At 33.8% G+C, this 18,077-nt stretch carries 7 protein-coding genes; 2 read left to right on the top strand and 5 right to left on the bottom strand.

The features are described from left to right. Positions 1-232: 232 nt before the first annotated feature. The 5 genes from KM029_RS26970 to KM029_RS25055 all read right to left on the bottom strand — a co-directional run bounded on the left by KM029_RS26970 (position 233) and on the right by KM029_RS25055 (position 10,461). Positions 233-2,428 carry an endonuclease gene (locus KM029_RS26970; RefSeq protein WP_205125548.1) on the bottom strand — a complete coding sequence of 732 codons (2,196 nt, stop codon included), beginning with the start codon at positions 2,426-2,428 and terminating at the stop codon, positions 233-235. A gap of 112 nt (positions 2,429-2,540) precedes the next feature. Beyond that, a complete protein-coding gene (locus KM029_RS25070) occupies positions 2,541-5,666 on the bottom strand; it encodes a DUF6359 domain-containing protein (RefSeq protein ID WP_144077150.1) in 3,126 nt (1,041 codons plus the stop codon). A 60-nt stretch (positions 5,667-5,726) separates the two neighbouring features. Continuing rightward, positions 5,727-8,447, bottom strand: coding sequence for a TonB-dependent receptor (locus KM029_RS25065; protein ID WP_144077149.1), 2,721 nt, complete (start codon positions 8,445-8,447; stop codon positions 5,727-5,729). A gap of 28 nt (positions 8,448-8,475) precedes the next feature. Then, positions 8,476-9,522 carry an endonuclease/exonuclease/phosphatase family protein gene (locus tag KM029_RS25060; RefSeq protein WP_144077148.1) on the bottom strand — a complete coding sequence of 349 codons (1,047 nt, stop codon included), beginning with the start codon at positions 9,520-9,522 and terminating at the stop codon, positions 8,476-8,478. A 21-nt stretch (positions 9,523-9,543) separates the two neighbouring features. Next, a complete protein-coding gene (locus KM029_RS25055; protein WP_144077147.1) occupies positions 9,544-10,461 on the bottom strand; it encodes an endonuclease/exonuclease/phosphatase family protein in 918 nt (305 codons plus the stop codon). 582 nt (positions 10,462-11,043) lie between these two features. Between KM029_RS25055 and KM029_RS25050 the strand changes: the two genes are divergently transcribed. Both KM029_RS25050 and KM029_RS25045 read left to right on the top strand, forming a co-directional pair. After that, positions 11,044-12,930, top strand: coding sequence for a tail fiber domain-containing protein (locus KM029_RS25050; protein WP_144077146.1), 1,887 nt, complete (start codon positions 11,044-11,046; stop codon positions 12,928-12,930). 8 nt (positions 12,931-12,938) lie between these two features. After that, a complete protein-coding gene (locus KM029_RS25045) occupies positions 12,939-17,948 on the top strand; it encodes a T9SS type A sorting domain-containing protein (protein WP_144077145.1) in 5,010 nt (1,669 codons plus the stop codon). Positions 17,949-18,077 lie beyond the last annotated feature (129 nt).

The raw sequence follows: 18,077 nt of genomic DNA, 5'->3' as shown, positions 1-18,077 counted from the left end.
GTTATTTTTTTTGAATTCCAAATCTATAAGAAATAAATAATCTATGATGCTATAATTTAAAACATCGCATTTCTATCAAAAAGATCTAAGCGGCACTATGTAAAAAAGGCTTTCTTCCTACTGTTGTCGTCGATAATATTTCCATTTTATGTTAAAAAAAAACTTTAGCTATTAGATACAAAAAGAGCCATTCCTTAGTAGAAATGGCTCTTTTTTTTATTTGAAGTTGATATTAATTCCCCCAAATTTCTGTAACATATTCTGGGTGATCAATAAATGGATTTCTATTTCCTTGGATTAAGAAAATGGCTTCATTTCTTTCAATTTCTTTTTGTGAAACTGGATCATTTGTATGCCATTTCTTCATTAAATTTAAATACCAAGTTTCGTATACCTGATTTGAAGTACCATTCAATACATCATCTGCACTGCTACTATTTCTATCCCAACCATCGATGACATTTTCGTATCGAGTGGCCATGTAAAAATAGATTCTTGCAAAATCACCTTTATATTCATCAATCGGTTCGAAAACTGTACCCGAGTAGCCTAATCCTGAAACTGCACTACCTAATTTACTTCCGTTTGTAGATGTCCATGTGGCATTTCCAACTTCACCGTAAGGATAATTACTTCTTCTTGTATTTACGTAAGAATCTGAAGGTACAACATGATGAATATCTGTATACATTGGGTAGCCATCATCAAACCAACTTTTAGGAAATGAGTGTTCTCTATTATAACAACCTTCTTCATATCCTGGGGTATTTGTACACTGATCTCCGCCTTGACCATAATCATACTCATATTCATTTGGTTGTGCAGCATCAGGAACTGAAGGGTTATTTGGATCAGGAATATCACTATACATGTCCCAGATTATTTGTCCTTGACCATATTTGTCATCAGTTGTAGCATACGCTTCCCATACACCTGGAGTATATTCTAACACTGTTGTATTTGATGAAATGATTTGATACAATCCTGTTTTAAGAGTATAACCTGTTAACCCATCAACAGCATTGTAATATTCTGTAGGGTCAACTTCTCCTCCTGAATGACCTTCATTAAATTTAAAATCGTCTATCGAAAATCCTCCATCTTCAACTCCCTCTTCCCCATCATATAAAAATGCTACGACAACATTTCCGTAAGATGAAATATCAAAATCTCCAGAAGAAGTCCAAGGTCCATAACCGTCTTCGTTACCTGTTCCAATTGTAGGGTTTATTTCTGTCCAAGAATATTCTGATGGTGCCAAAGCCCCGTCATAATCTGCAGAAACCATTACTTTTAATGTTGCTGTTTTTAAGTATTCAGATCTTGATTTAAATGAAATTGTTTTATTTTCAGCTCCAAGTACATTCAATACAGGTGTTATTAACCAAACTTTTCTAGCCTCACCTGCTTTAAAAACTGATAAATTGGCATAAGCATTACCTTGGTATTCATTATAGAACCAAGCCTTAGTACCTGTTTCAATTATGTTATTCCAACCTTCTAAAACAATTTCATCATATTTTGTTCCATTAAAACTTTCATTGATAAAATCTACAACCGTAGGAGGGGTTACAACAGTACTATCATCTGGTGTACCTCCATCAATGACCGTGAAATTGACCATATCTGTCTCGGGTGTATTGATGTATATTTGTGCATCATCACGAAAACGAGATACAACACCATACATTGTACCCATACCATAAGGAAGAGTATCACCTGCAAAATCAGAATATCCTGAGGTTCTTAAAATGATGTCTTGAGTTGTAGAGCCATCATTAAAATATCTATTTTGAGTAAGTTCTTTTTCTGCATCTGCATAGGTTTTTCCTTCATCGCTCTTACTCACTTGAATGTTAGCAATCTTAACTCTTTTACCAGCGTAAGTATCTAAATTTTCTTGTAATTCTTTTACAGATACTTCTGCAACAACAACAGAATCCAAAGTTCCTGTTACAAAGTACTGTCCAACAATTGGAGCTGGAATTCTACCTGCAGCTGGAGTTCCATTGTACAAAGATGGAATACCCAATTGCACCATAGATGCATAAGAACCTAAAACGAAATCATCACAAACAATGGCAACTTGCTGTCCCATTTGAAATTGTGTATACAAAGGAGCAGCATCAACACGAATTAGAATACCTGCCGTACTATCTTGTAAATAAATTTCTTTATAGATGTTACCATCTCTGTCAGAAGATACTACTTGACCAACAATAACAGTATTGTCTGGAATTGATGTAGTGTCATTATCTCTTCCATTATGCATTGCTTTTAAATCTGCAATGCTAATAGTAGCTGTACCGGGAGCTATCGGTTCTGGGGATACCTCTTGAGGTGTTTTATAGTCTGTATCTACACAAGAGAAAAATATAGCTCCTAGTAGAAATACTAAAATTCTTTTATTTATTATAAAACGATGCATAGGAAATATCTTTTACGATTTTATTTCTGATGGAAGTTGTTTAGTTCCCCATGAAAGAATCAACTTTCATGGGGATTGACTTATTGATTAAGCCACCAATTATTTATTGGGATTAATTAATAGTATGAGACCCAAGGTCCTCAGTTGTATTTTTAGGATAGCTATCCCATTCACCATTATCTCTTGGATCATTTTCTCCAGGCTTAGGAGCCCTTATAGATACTGCTCTTCTAAAAGTAACGTCTATTCCAAAAGAAATATCTCCAGCAATACCAATTCTATCTATTTCAACATCTCCCTTAAATAGAGCCACTTGATCATCTCCATTAAAATTAACAGCAGAAGAATTTCTAGACGTAACTCCATTAGGAAGTAATGTTAAATCTGCTTGGCTATTCGATAATAAAAGAGTAGCTCCATTTGGTAAAGTACCTTCTAATGCTACTTTAGTAAATACATCACTCCCATTAGAATCTTTTGATAAAGAATAATCTGATAAATCTATTTCAGAACCTGTCCCATTAAAGATCTCAATAAACTTATTATAAGAAGAACCTTCTACATATTCAGAAATAATTAAGTCACTAAATCCAGATACTGCGTTATCTCCTAGGTTTATACCTTCTGGGTTTGGATCTACAGGGGGTGTAGTATCCTCTTCTTTCTCACCTGCAACTACAGATTCAATACTCCAAGAAGATGCATCAGTATTATCATTGTTTGTATAGATAAACGCAACATAAACAGCTCCTAAAGAACTACCATCAAATTGAGTTGTTGTTGCACCACCATCAGCTCTATCACCATAAACTGGCATTGCTGTCCAATTAGCTGCTGCTGGGTCTCCTGTCCCTGTATAGTCAGAAGAATACTTTACCATTACCTTATCTAAACCTTTTCCATAATTGATATTTTCTTTAACGATTAGACTTGCAGCAGTAAAACCAGAGAAGTCTACAGTAGAAGCAGTTATCAACCACGATGTATTTGCACCGTTATTATAGCCATTAATACTTGCTTTACCAGCAGATGCTTTCCAAATTTCTGCAGATTCTACAACATTATAAGTTGTAAAGTTAATTGAAGTTCCAGTTAAAGCAGTACCGGCAATTGGCTCACCCTGACCTACAATTCCAGTAGGAGGAGGAGTTGCGTCACCTTCTTCCGTAACCCCATCCAATGAATAAGATTGTAAATATTTAACCCCTGCAAAACCATAGTAAGTTTCTAAAGACCCATTTAACCAAACATCTTTATTAAGCATTGCTGGGTTCTCTCCTAGGTTTAATGCATCTCTAATGTAACCAGAAGGCAATTGAACAGTAATTATTTTAGAAGCAGATGTTTCATCGCTATCAATTGCAATTGCTAGGTTTGTTAATTCAGCATCTGTAGCTCCAGGAACAAACTTATTACTTTTTATATAACCTACAATTTTTCCTTTCACCCATTTGTAATCCTTATTGTCCTTATCACCTTGATTTGCTCTAATTGCAGGAACATTATAAGCATTCGTTAAAGTACCATCACCTTCAGCAGGAACTTCAACCTCTTTTTGATCAAATTTTACTGTTTCAATAGTCCAAGACATCGAAGCTTCATCAGTTGCTGTGTATTTAAAAGCAATATATACAGTACCTGTCCCCTTAAATTGCGTTTCAATTACACCCGTTTCAGCACGAGTACCATCAACTTCTAAAGCAGTCCATGTAGCAGTAGTAGGATCTCCACTTCCAGAATAATCCGATGAAGCTAATACCTGAATATCACTAAAACCTGTAAAGAATTTCAACTCTTCTGTTACAATTAAACGAGCATCTGCAACTGATGAGAAATCAATAGCTGTTTTAGAAACCATCCAAGAAATTGTAGCTCCTTTACCATATGCATTAACAGCAGCTGACATGTCTTTTGCTTCCCACATTGCCAATGACTTCACTTCATTCCAAGTAGAAAAATTAAGTGTAGTATTTGTTAACTGATCACCCATGATATCTTCACCTTGACCAATTAATCCTTCAGGAGCATCTGGCTCTGTAGTACCATCTAAAGAGTAAGAAACTACATTTTTAACACCAGGAATATTGAAATAATTTTGGATATCACCTTTTACCCAAACTGCTTTACCAATTAATGTTGGATTCTCTTTTAAGTTTAAACCATCACGTACAAAACCAGTAGTTAATTGTACAGGCATTCCTTTTGTTGGATCTGTCTCTGTTGCTGAAGTAGCAATTACAAAATTTGATGCAGAAGATTCTCCACTCGCTCCAGCTACAAAGTCATCTTCTAAAGATACTCCGTTTACAGAACCAATAATGTAACCTTTTACCCAAACACCTGTTTGACCTAAACGTGCAGCAGCAGCTTCTAAATCAAAAGGGTTAGCCAATGTTCCTTCGCCTTCACCTGCAGTAATTTCAAAACGATCTCCCGTGAAATTAATATCTGCTACTTCGTTAATTGTTAATTGTAAAGTACCATTATAAGCAGTTAAAACACCTTCTATAACACCACTTTTTGAAGGTAAAACTTCGTTAGCAAAAGTTGCATAGTTAGATGTTCTTACTGTTACTGTATTTCCTTCTGCAGTAGTTACATTTCTATTTGTTGTAAAAGTTCCATTTGTAAAAGTAGAATCTACATCAACAAATTGAACGTTAGGGATAGAAACCCAAGTACTATATAATGCTTCGATAGCCGAAGGTTTGTTATCTAAATCAAGTGTAACCGCTGTTGGAGCAGCACCTTTAGCACCTCCAAAAATATGATCTTCGATTACATCTTCTTCGATATTACCAATTTTGCCTTCATACTCTCCACCTAATTGGATAAGTCCTCCGTACTGTCCCATCATCAAACCATTACATTTTACATAAATAGTTTGACCAATACTGTAGTCAGCATAAAGATCTGTTTTGTTTACTTTAAGTTGTATACCGTACCCACTATCATCTTGAATAAAAAGTGACTTGTATACATTACCTGTAGAATCTGACGAAGATAAAACACCTCCGATGACTACATCTTCAGTAATATCAAATAAATCAGAACCATCATACATTTCTTGTAATTGCATGATAGTATGTGTTGTTTCCATTTCTATAGGGTTTTCCGGATCAGTACCAGGATTACCTGGACCTTCTGGTTCATCTTTATTACAAGACGAGATAATAAAACCTAGAAATGAAGTTGCTATTAATAGCTTTAAGAAGACAAATAATTGTTTGTTTTTCATGGTTCGAAGAAGTTTAAAAGAACACGAAACTGAATAAATGAATTGTTTGTAATTTTTACCCTAGAAGCTTAATCCTACATTTAAAAAAGCTCTAATTCCTTGGGCGTAATAATATTTATTTGCGAATTTTTCTGGGTTACCATCTACAAAATCAAAGCGATATTGTTGGAAACCTGTAGTTGCTATATTTTGATTGTTAAGAATATTATTCACGTTTAAGTTTACTCTTAATAAGTAATCCTTAATTTTCCAGCTTTTACCACCAGAAAGATCTAACGTGAAAGAATCTTGCATTTTTTCTTGATTAAGAATAGCATAGTATTGATCAGATCCATACTCTACACCTGGTTCTTCTATAGCACGATCTGTATACCTTGCAGGGTTTAAAGTTACATATCTATCGCCAAGGAAATTGCCTTGTATTCCAATAAACCAATAATTTCTAGACCAGTATTCTAAACCAATTGAACCCGCTACTTCTGGCGAACCTCCAACATGTCTGCCATCATAATAGACTTTCTCATTATCACTTAAAATTGCAGAACTGTTATCTACAGTTGTTGTAGCATAAGGGTTGGCGTTATACATATAGCTAGCATAAGTACCCGCAGCTTTTAATCTTAACTCTGAAGTAATATTATATTGTAAGCCTAGCTCCAATCCTTTATTCTCTTGACCTTGCCCAGTAAGAATATAATTGACAAAGTTTTGGTAAGCATCATCATAATAACTAATAACATCTGTTTGGTCAGAAATAGTTGTATAGAAAGCTGAAGCTCTTACTTTTAAACGCTCTCCTCTATAGTAATAATTAATATCAGTAGAGAAAACATTTGATGATACTAAGTCATCTACCGTTTCATTTCTTGTTCTTAAAGATGTAAAGCTATCTACAAAATAAGGTGCTTTTGTAAAATAAGAAGCATTTGCTGTAAGTACATTTCTGCCTGTTACAAAATATTCTCCACCTAGCTTAACACCATAATCTAGGAAATCTAAAACATCAGATTTTCCATATGAATCATCAGGGAAAAGACCTTTTCTTCTATTGCCAAAACGATACATTGTAGTGTTTGTAAGATTAACACCTGCATAAACAGATCCTTTAGTAAAAGATTTCCTTACTTGGCCCCACCAATTTGCAGTTTGCATATTTGCATCATAATCATGACCAATTCTATCGCCTTCTCCTTTAATTACATTCGGATTATTAAGATCATTGATTGCTAATAATGGATCAGGAAAATCTCTATCTGCAAAATTATCAATATCTACCCAAAAGTCGCCACCTAATAAATCTCCTACAGTATTGTAATTATTACCAACATAATATTGGTATTGAATACCTGTATTGACCTTTAAAGTTGGATTAATATCCCATGTTAAAGTTGGATTAATATCAATACGATGAGAATCTAAATTTCTCTTTTCGACAATATAGTGTGCTCTATTTCCTGTAATAGTTTCTCCAGTTGGGTCTGTCCAATCTACAGGAACAGTTTCTGGGTTTGTTCTATTTGTTTTATAAAAGAAGTCCCAATTTACTTGTCCATAACCATCAGAAGTCCATAGATCTGTTAACATATTACCAGCAGTATCGTTACCCTGATCGTACTGATATGAAGGCATATTTCTATAATAATCTGGGCGAGGGTCTGGGGCGTCGTACCAATTTAAAGCTGTTCTTGTTTCTTTCCCTAATGTATAACCTACAGAAGTACTTAAAGATAACTTCTCGTTGATCTTCCACTTATCTTTCAAGATAAATTGAGGAGATGTTACTGTTTTTTCACGGCTATTTCTTTTTTCACCTTCTTGATAACCCCAATACGGATTATAATAATTTGAACCTTTAAGGTCATAAGCTTCTTGAACGGTTGCTCCTTGCTGACCACGAGTTGATGGTGCTGCAAAAGCTGTTAAAACCATTTTATGCTTATCCGAAAATTGTTTCTCAACACTTACAAATCCAGCCCATGCATCATATGTTGTACCATCTACATAGCCTTCTTGAGCCCATCTTCTTGAGCCAGAAACCGTAAATGCCCAACCATTTTCTAGTAAACCAGTAGAATAGGTAAGCATTACTCTATTTTGGTAGCTTGAATTACTTAAAGAATAACTCCCTTTAAAACCAGGGCGTTGCTGAGAGGGATCAGTAATAATATTTGTTGCTCCGCCAATATTACCAAAAGTAAAATTAGTTGGAGCCATATTGTAAGTAACTTCTTTATTTCTAGTTACATCATTTAAACCACCCCAAAGTGACCAAGAAGCATAGCCTCTTTCTGGTGAGGCCATGTTAATCCCATCAAAAAATATGTTCATATAATTAGATTGGTAACCACGAGCTCTAAACCAATAAGGTCCCCATGCATAACCTGCAATTGAACTATAAGCATCTCCAGAAGAAAATAGTAAGCCTGGTGTCGATTGTGTATCACCATCACCTCCATCCAAATCAGTTAATGATAAAGCAATAGTACTTGCCTCATCAACTTCCGATTGTAAATGAACAATCATACCGTTAGAAAATGGTAGATCAATTTGTTCAAATCCATCGGTAGAAATATGAACCATAGAGGAAGGTGTCACTTCACTTTCTGGAATTCTAAATTCACCGTTTTCGTTTGTAAGGTACAAGTTACCGTCTACTGCTACTTGGAGAGCAACAACTGGTTGCTCTGATCCTGATAGCAAAACAGTTCCTTTCTGAAACTTACCTTGCGAAAATGCAAGTAGTTGTGAGAAAAGAAGAAGTATAGTAAATAGATGTTTCATAATTAAATAAAAAGAGGAATAAAGTGCTTTATATTTTTTTCAATAGATAGATAACAACAGGAAAGTGGTCTGAATAACCACCCGAATAATTACCACCAGAATAAGTTCTAAATGGATAGCCCTTGTAACGCCCTTCTTTATTTTTTAATTCAGGGAAATTACAGATTTCAGCTTTGTAAAAAAAGAGGTCTTTTTTGTCTAATTTTAGTTCTTTTGTAAGAATTATCTGATCAAATAAATTCCAACTATCTCTATAAGCTAATGTACCTAAACCCTTTTTGTACATGTTATACCAAGGATTATATAGATAGTTTTTATCTGATAGTTTTTTAGCATCTCCGATTGCGCCTAACGACTTTGAAACGCTTTTATTTGTAGGGTCATCATTTAAATCTCCCATGGTGATACAGTGTAAACCTGGATGATCACTTCTCAGAGAATCAATGATTGATCTATTTAATGTTCCTGCTGCTTCTCTGTAAGGAGATTTTGCTCTTCTAGAAGGCCAGTGATTTACTAAAAATGCAAAGTCTTCACCTTTTAAAGTAGCTTCTACAATCAATTGATTCCTTGTTGCAAATTCCCAATTATCTCCAGCATAAGTTTCTTTTATTCTTAAATCTCTAGCTGACACCTTTTTTATATCAACAAACTCTTTTCTATAAATAAGTCCAACATCTACTCCACGCTTATCGGGAGATTCTATGTGGCAAATACCATAGTTATACTTTTTTAGTGCATCTTGCTTAATAAGATCCTCCAAAACTGCAGCATTTTCTATTTCGCTAAACCCTACTACTGTTGGGGCTGTTTTTGTAAGTTCTGCACCAAGTTTTGCAACAATAGAAGCCATTCTATCTTGCTTTTCTAAATATCTTTTACCTGTCCACTTATAAGAGCCATTGGGTAAAAAATCTTTATCATTTTTACCAGGAGTATCTAATGTGTCAAATAGATTCTCTAAGTTATAAAAAGCGATACTATACACTTCGTAATTCTCTGTTTGTGCAAAAGAGACATTAGTTAAAAAAGTAAGTGTGATAGTTATAATCAGAAGTTTAAAAGAAGAAGTCATAATAAGTTGGTAAATAAAGTATTAGTTCCGGAAAATGCTCAATACCGGCCGATGATCACTAACTTTAGCATCATAGTACCCAGAACAATTATCTAGAGGTAATGTAATTGCTTCTTTAAATTGAGAAAACAATTCGTTTGTCATTAAGATATGATCAATGTGGCTTGGCCAATTTGGATAAGACCACTGATGTGGCTCATTCGAATCTGCTAGTAGTTGATCTGAAAATTTATAATTTTGATTATCTATTAAAAAGTGCTGCATATCCGAATCTGTATAAGGGGCAATTACAGTATTGTAATCACCTAATACAATCACTTTATCAGCACTGTGTTCCTTATCAAGAAAACGCTTTAGTATTAGCCCTGCCTCTGTTCTTCTCATGCTATTTTGAGAACCGCCACAACACTTTAAATGAAGGTTGATAACTACAAACTCTTCATTATTAATTTTATTTTTAAATTTCACCCACAAAGGTCTTCTAGGAAAGTAGTAGCCATCAAACTCTCCTGCAGATAATATCTTTTGATCAATAATTTCTAAATGATCATTTCTATATACGTAGGCTAAATGGTAATTTCCATTTACACCTTTTGCTACATCATTATCAACAATTACAGAATAACGAGGGTCAATTTTTGTAATCTTTTTCAGATCATTAATTTCTTCTACTTCTTGTACGCCCCATAGGTCATAAGAACTATTTACAATTGTACCTGCTACAAAAGAAAGTGTTTCGGCATGCTTTGGAAAATGCTCAATATTCCAAGTTACTACCTCTAAATAATCTTGGGATTCGTCTCCAAGTAGGCAAGCCGTAAAAGTATCGTCTATCTCAATGTCTTCTTTTAAACCAGGCAACTCTACTGAAGTGTTACATGCATTAATAAAGAAGAAGATAAATAATAGAACTACTATATTGAGTTGTTTGCTACTCATTTGAAAATTTATACTGTCAGATAATAAATCTTTCTTTAACGTGGCTCAAATATATCTCAATAAATTCGTCTTTTTAATAATTGTGAATCAAAGTTCACTTATTGTTCATTTCTTAGTGATGAATAGAAAAGGGAAGCTTTAAAATTAAATTAGGGATTAATGTTAAAACAAAATAAATCATTTTGCCTTATCTCGTAATTAACAATAATTGGATTATGGTTAACTATTATTAGCAATAGGATTCTTGCATGAACATTATGTTACAAAAAAATAAAAATTATTATTTATTAACGTTTTTAAAATAAAATTTATAAAATCAGGAAGCTATTTGTTATATCATTTTAAAGAGCTAATTAACTAAACGAACTAAAAATAAGGCTAGATTTTATAAATATGAAAAATGACTTTTAACGAGTAAAAATGGTCAAATACACTTATTTGGTGGTAAACTACCCCTAAGGGTAGCAAAAACCAAACAACACATTATTATATTTGTTGTGGTTAATAAAAGTTAATCAGCGCTGTTTCTCTAGTTTATTATCATTAGACAAATTTACCTTTTACTATATATCTAATACTAAGATGAAACTTATTTATTCTGTGTTATTTATGGCATTTTTTGCCCTTTCTCTTCATGCCCAAAAAATACCATTTCAAGGCAAACTAACCGAGAATGGAACTGTGCTGACTACTACTAAAAATATTACATTTTCTATTTCTAACTGGACAGAAACTCATGAAAATGTCCAAATTACTGATGGTTTTTATGCTGTTGTCCTTGGGTCAATCACGCCTATTGAAGGTGATATATACAATGAAGCTGGAGAAGCAACATTATCTATAGAAATTGAGGATGTAAAATTAGATGATATAACATTGTATGCGCCAATCGTGAAACCACAATTGATGCCTTCAGAAATGAAGTTTAAACACGCCAATGATAGTATTGGTACATTAGTCGATGCCAATAATGTTAATCTTTATAGTGAAGATGGACGTAAAAAAGTATCTCTAGATATCAATCAATATGGAGGTGGAGGCATCTCTATTTATGACAATGCTGGAGCTAATAAAGCATGGCTATTTCCTTATGGAAATGGAGAAAATACTGGAGGAATGTTATCTATGTATGGGAATAATGGTGCTTGGGTTGGTACTGGTTTTAGAACTTGGGAAGAAAATGGTTTACCGTTCTTCCATTTAGAAGGGTATGACGTAGAGCATAAACCACTTGTTGAATTACAAATTAATGAAGTTCATGATAATACTGGTGGAAAAATAGCAGAAAGTGGTTCCCTAAAATTACAATCATCTACAGATTCCCAGGGAGGTTTTGATCTAAGTGTCAAACCAAATAATAATGGCGATCAATTCGCGGCAGAAATGTTTTTATGGGGACACAATACTCCGAATTTCCAATTTATGGGACAATCTTGGGATAATATTAACCGCCCTATGCTACAACTTTTTGGAGAAACATCTGATGGTGGGGAATGGTACAAGTCAATGGCTAATTTATCTGTAAATTTTGATCATGGTAAAGCTGCTGAATATGGTGATCTGTTGCTTTCTGCAGGGAATTCTGACAATCAAAAAACACAAATATCGGCCTTTGGATTATGGCATAGTGGGGCAAATGGAAGCGGCATAAATTTATACGGAAAAAATTGGGACAATGATTTGCCTATTTTCGAATTATCACAAACTTCAACAGCTACTTGGCCAATTCTTCAAGTACAAATCAATAAAGATTGGGAAGGCACTGAATACCCAAGTATTGACCTCCACAATATTAATGCTGACTTATTTACACAGTTTACTCACGATCATTTAGAATTTAGAGATACACTAAATACATCAATCAATATTAATAAAGATGTTATAGATTTCAACAGCTCAAATGGTAGTGCTACTTTCTCTAAAGAACATATTATTTTTAATACTACTAATGGAGAAATGGCTAAAATATCTACTGTAAATGAGAATGGAACAGACAGAGGTGAAGTAATTTTATGGGATCAAAATGGCGGAGAATTAATTCTAAACACTTCTACAGATTTCACTACAATTTCTTCAGACCGTCGTTATAAATCAAACATTAATCCTTTGCAAAATAGCTTAGAAAAAGTGATGCAATTAAAAGGGGTATCTTACTTCTACAAAGCAGATCAATTTCCTAAAAAATCATTTGATACAGACCTTCAAATTGGGCTTATTGCTCAAGAGGTTGAAGAGGTTTTACCTGAGTTAGTAAAAACAGATAAAGATGGTTACAAAGCTGTGCATTATGCACAAACCGTTGCTGTTCTTATAGAAGCAATCAAAGAGTTAAATCAAAAAGTTGAAGCTTTAACAGCAGAAAATGCTTCTTTAAAAGCTAATTTAGAAACAGCTCAAACAAATTCAGCTCAAATTAAAGTATTACAAGCACAAATGCTCCAATTACTTTCAGAGGTTCAATCTAAATAATTACCCTTATGATAAATAAAATATTAAGGGCTGTAAGAGTTATCTTTTTACTTACTTTTACCATCTGTATTCTACCCGATACAAATGCCCAAATTATTCAAGAAACCCATAGTACACAAGCTATTGGGGGTGCACTTTCTACTGGTGGTAATTACCAACATTTTGCTACTGTTGGTAACTTAAACTTAGCAACGCAAGGTGGTAATTATGTAAATTCTAGTGCCTTTATGAGTACTTCTGCCGCAGTAGATACTACACAAAGTAACACCATAGATATTTATGTAAACATGAACTGGGCTATTAACGAAGGTCTTTTTAATCCTTCTACTGATAGTCTAGACATTGCAGGTAGCATGAACGATTGGCAAGGTGGTTTATTCTTATCAGATCCCGATTCTGATGGCATCTACTATGCTCATGTACCAGAATTTGATGCGTACTCGTACGAGTATAAAGTTCGTATTAATGCCTCTTGGAATACCGCAGAATTTCCAGGAGGAAACAATAGAATTATTGAACTAGAGGCTGGAGAAAACACCATAAACATCTGGTACAATAATGAGAACCTCCATAACCCTATGGTTACGTTCCAATTAGACATCACAGATGCTCTTTCAATTGGTGATTTCCCTGTGGGTACTGCTCCAAAAGTAACTATTACTAATAGGTTAACCCAAGTAGCTACTACCTATGATCTAAAATCTATTGACGATACTAGTTACGCTATATCATCGTATCTTTTTGTTGCAGAAGACACTATAGATTATACGTATAGTTTAGTAGATTACTATGAGCAGAATATAAGAGAATATATTGTTACAGAAAGTGACAATAATATAGTGGATACATTAGCTACAGAAGGTCTTGTTCTGTGTACATTTACTTTAAATGTAGATATGAATTACCAAATTGAAAAAGGTACATTTAACCCTGCTACTGATTCTCTTGATGTTGCTGGTAACTTTAACAATTGGGGAGGTTCTATGCTATTAGTAGATACGGATGAAGATGGAATTTATTCTGCAGATTTCTCTACAAACGAAATTGGCAATATTGAATTTAAAACAAGATTGAACCGCTCTTGGAATTGGGGAGAACATGAATTTAGAGGAGATAGTGCAAGAACGTTTTATGTAGATGACAATATTCATTATAGCTTTGATTTTGCTTATAACGATGAATATATCAATAATCCTGAAGTGGTTTTTGCCGTAAATATGGACAAGCAAATTGCAGATGGTAATTTTGATCCAGAAATAGACCATGTAGAATTGGCTATTTTTACTTCTTCTGGTAAAATCAAAAATTATTATTTACTTGAACAACTAGAAGCAAATACATACGGTATTCAATTACGTGCTAAGAATACAGATCAAATCTATAATTACTCATTTTTATATAAGGAAAATGATGAGAATAATAAAGTCGTTTTTGAAGATGAATGGAATACATTTGTTGTACCTGCTGATGGGCAATATTTAGAAAAATGGTTTAATAATGACTTCAATAGCCTTGATTTAAATGTTGACATGAGTTTACCTATAGCTAGAGGAATTTTTGACCCTGCTATAGATACTTTAGATCTTGCTTCAAACTTTAATGCTTATGGAAATGGAGAGAATAGAATCTCCTTCCAAGACCTTGATCAGGATGGTATTTATACGGTTCATTTAGAAGGATTTTCGCAATTAGACCTTGAATTTAAATGTAAAATCAATAATTCGTGGGAACATGGACGACACGAATTTGGTGAAGCATTAGATCGAAAAATCCAATTAACATCTGGTCATAATGTAATGGATGTTTTCTATGGAGACGAAAATTCTGCTTACCCTATCACTACTTTTAAAGTCGATTTATCAAAGCAAATTGCAGATGGTAATTTTGATACTCCTAGGTTAATTGATCTCATTGTCTTTAAAGAAGAAAGTGATTTTCAAGCTTATCATTATATACTAAAAGCGGATACAGGTAATGTGTACACAACAAGTATTCAACTTCTAGACGATGCAGAAGAGTATATTTATAAATACCGTATTGTTGAATATCTAGATACAGGCAGAATAGTCTACAGAGAAAATGATTTCAGAAACTACATTGTAGATGCCACTGGTACAAATACTATCACTGATACTTTTGATGATTACACCTTTCCTACTAGTGTCGAATTTTTAGTAGATATGAACGCTGAGATTAATCAAAATAGATTTAATCCATCAGAAGATTATGTTGATATAGCGGGCGATTTTAATGGATGGGGAGATGGAGAGCAATTCAAACTAAATGATGACAATAATGACGGTATTTATACTATCAAAGTAGAAAATGATTTATTGAATACCATTAATTTTAAAGCTAGAAAGAACGGAACTTGGGTTCCTGGTAGTCACGAATATGGAGGTACTGCTCTTACCCGAACAGAATATATCACCCCTAATCAGGAAAATGTAATCAGTTATTCTTATAATGATGAACTGCTTTCTAACCCTGTTACTACTTTTGAGGTAAACATGGAAAAAGCTATCTATACAGCATTGTACAACCCTACTGATGAAAAGCAATCTTTGCATTTAAAAGTAATGGGAGAAGACAGTACTATCGTTAAACATAGATACCTCTTAAAATTAAAAGAAAATGGTATTTATACGGCAACTTCTCAGCTTAAAAATGTAAATGAAGCCTACACTTTCAAGGTGGTAATTGAAACTGAAATTGAAGGTAGTGCTCCTAAAAAAGTAGAAGAATATGCCTTTAGAAATTATTCGGTACTTCCGGATTCTGGCAATTTAGTCACTTTTGCTTTCAATAACGAAACCCTTGTTAATTCGCTTCAACTTACCGTTGATATGCGTTGGGCAGCAGAAAACAATCGTTTTAATCCAGATAGTCATGCTGTAAACTTTATTGGAAGCCTATCGAATTGGCAAAATGATATTGTTTTGACTGATGACGACCAAGACCTTATTTATTCCGTATTTATAGATTCTATTCCTACTTTATCATCTGAATTTAAAATTAGATTAAATGATAGTTGGAACGAAAGTGAATTAGGTTTTACAAACAATAGACTTCTAAATCTAGAAAGAGGTGAAAATACGTTAGCTATCTTTTATGATAGAGAAAATATAGACAATCCTATCACTTCTTTTGAGGTAGACATGTCTAAAATTGTACTTGAAAATGAGTTAACGAATCAAGGTGCGGTACTTCTATATGTTTATGAAAATGAACAAGCTGAAGAACCTATCAAAGGATATGCGTTAACGAACAAATACGATTATGTATATGGAACTTCATCGCAGATAAAAGAAGTAAATGCTTCTTATGTCTATAAATTGGCATATCAATTAAATACAGAACCAGAAACATTCGAAAACAATTTCAGCGCTCATAAAGTTGTATCTGCCACAACTCTATTCCACCATTTCAATAATGAGGAATATTACACAGGGTTAACTTTTACGGTTGATATGAACGGAATGATTGAAAATGGTCGTTTCAACCCAGCTAAAGATACGTTAGATATTGTTGGTTCAATGACTGAATGGAGTACAAATCCAATCACTTTATCAGACAATAATAACGACAATATTTACCAAGGAAGTTTCGAAGTTTATAATCACGCAGAAGACACCATTACATTTAAAACAAGAATAAATGGTTCTTGGAATGATCTTATGCATGAATATCCAGGAGGTGGACAAGTGAGGTCAATTGTTCCTGTACAAGGAGAAACACAACAAATAGTTTTTGATTTTGATGATGAAGATGTTGATAATACTGCCGTTATTTTTAAAGTAAATATGGCACATCAAATCACTTTAGAAAAATTTGACCCTACAATTGAAGGAGCTGAATTACGCATCAAGTTATTTGATGGAACACAGTTTTCTAGTTACCCTTTATTGCAAGATGAAGATGGATTGTACAGCTTTACAACTCAGAAATTTGACGCAGATTCTACATTCTCTTTCAAAGTGATGTACCAATATCCAAATGATTCAACGGTATGGGATATCACAGAAGAAAATGAAACTAGAGCATACGTAAAAGCAAATAGTCAGCAAACCATTTCGTTTTGGTTTAATGATGAAATGCCAGAAGAACGATTTACAGCCATTTGGCAAGTAAATATGCAATCAGCAATCAGTTTCTCAGATTTTGATGTTGCTAATGACGTTGTCTCAATCAAAGGTTCTTTTGATAATTGGGCTGATGAAGTAGTTCTTACAAAAAGTGATTCGTCTAACATTTACACTACATCTGTAGCATTACCTGAAAGTATTATTTACTATCAGTTATTTGTAAATGGCGTTGCAGAAGCTTTTGTTGCTCAAGACGAAAGTAATAACCGTTCGCATCACCTTTCAGAAAACAATACAATAATTAACGTAGTATATAACTTTGAAGAGGTAGAAAAAATTACCGAAGAAGAAGTACAAACAACTGAAGGAGACGACGGAACTGTAATTGTTGAAATTGCGATTGAAGTATTTGAAGAGCTGGAAGGAGAAGTTACTTACCAAGTAATGCTCGCCAACGGTGATCCTCTACCAGATTGGATTATTTTCGATCCTGAAACAATGACTTTTACTGTTGATCCTTCTAAAGTTCCTTCTGGAGCAAGAGTGGAAGACCTTATTAGCGATTTGGATATTATTATTCTAGCTAGTGATGAAACAGGTAAATCTGTAGCAGTTGAAGTTACACTCCCTACAGAAGAAATTATTGCAGATGCACAAGAAGAAGAGGACGACGAAGATGTAAATGGTTTAGAAGATGAACTTGCTGCACTTTGGAACGTCTACCCTACTTTGGTAGAGGATAGAACAGTAATTGTTCCTCCAACATCAGAAAAATATGTGCTTAGCATCTACAGTTCTACAGGTAAAAAAGTACTAGAAAAAGAGTTAGAAGGAGAACAAAATATTCTTCTTCCAAACCTTACTTCTGGTTTATATATCCTTAAAATAAATACACCAATCTTATCCATAGAGAAAAAGATTGTGAAGAAATAAGGAACGACACTATTTTGAATTGGAAATGAAGATTGGGTTAAGGTTGTAGAACCTTAACCCTTCTTTATTTTAATAACATTCGTTTCTATCTAATTTATCACTTTGATTGGAAAATCTTGCCCGTAACTC

The organism is Flammeovirga kamogawensis (assembly GCF_018736065.1).
GTDB classification, from domain to species: Bacteria; Bacteroidota; Bacteroidia; order Cytophagales; family Flammeovirgaceae; genus Flammeovirga; species Flammeovirga kamogawensis.
The sequence above is the reverse complement of the archived record's forward strand: the minus strand, read 5'-3'. Positions and strand labels throughout refer to the sequence as shown.

What these genes read in the sequence shown, in the direction of transcription:
- KM029_RS26970 (WP_205125548.1), bottom strand. Translation starts at nt 2,428, where the DNA reads ATGCATCGTTTTATAATAAATAAAAGAATTTTAGTATTTCTACTAGGA.
- KM029_RS25070 (WP_144077150.1), bottom strand. Translation starts at nt 5,666, where the DNA reads ATGAAAAACAAACAATTATTTGTCTTCTTAAAGCTATTAATAGCAACT.
- KM029_RS25065 (WP_144077149.1), bottom strand. Translation starts at nt 8,447, where the DNA reads ATGAAACATCTATTTACTATACTTCTTCTTTTCTCACAACTACTTGCA.
- KM029_RS25060 (WP_144077148.1), bottom strand. Translation starts at nt 9,522, where the DNA reads ATGACTTCTTCTTTTAAACTTCTGATTATAACTATCACACTTACTTTT.
- KM029_RS25055 (WP_144077147.1), bottom strand. Translation starts at nt 10,461, where the DNA reads ATGAGTAGCAAACAACTCAATATAGTAGTTCTATTATTTATCTTCTTC.
- KM029_RS25050 (WP_144077146.1), top strand. Translation starts at nt 11,044, where the DNA reads ATGAAACTTATTTATTCTGTGTTATTTATGGCATTTTTTGCCCTTTCT.
- KM029_RS25045 (WP_144077145.1), top strand. Translation starts at nt 12,939, where the DNA reads ATGATAAATAAAATATTAAGGGCTGTAAGAGTTATCTTTTTACTTACT.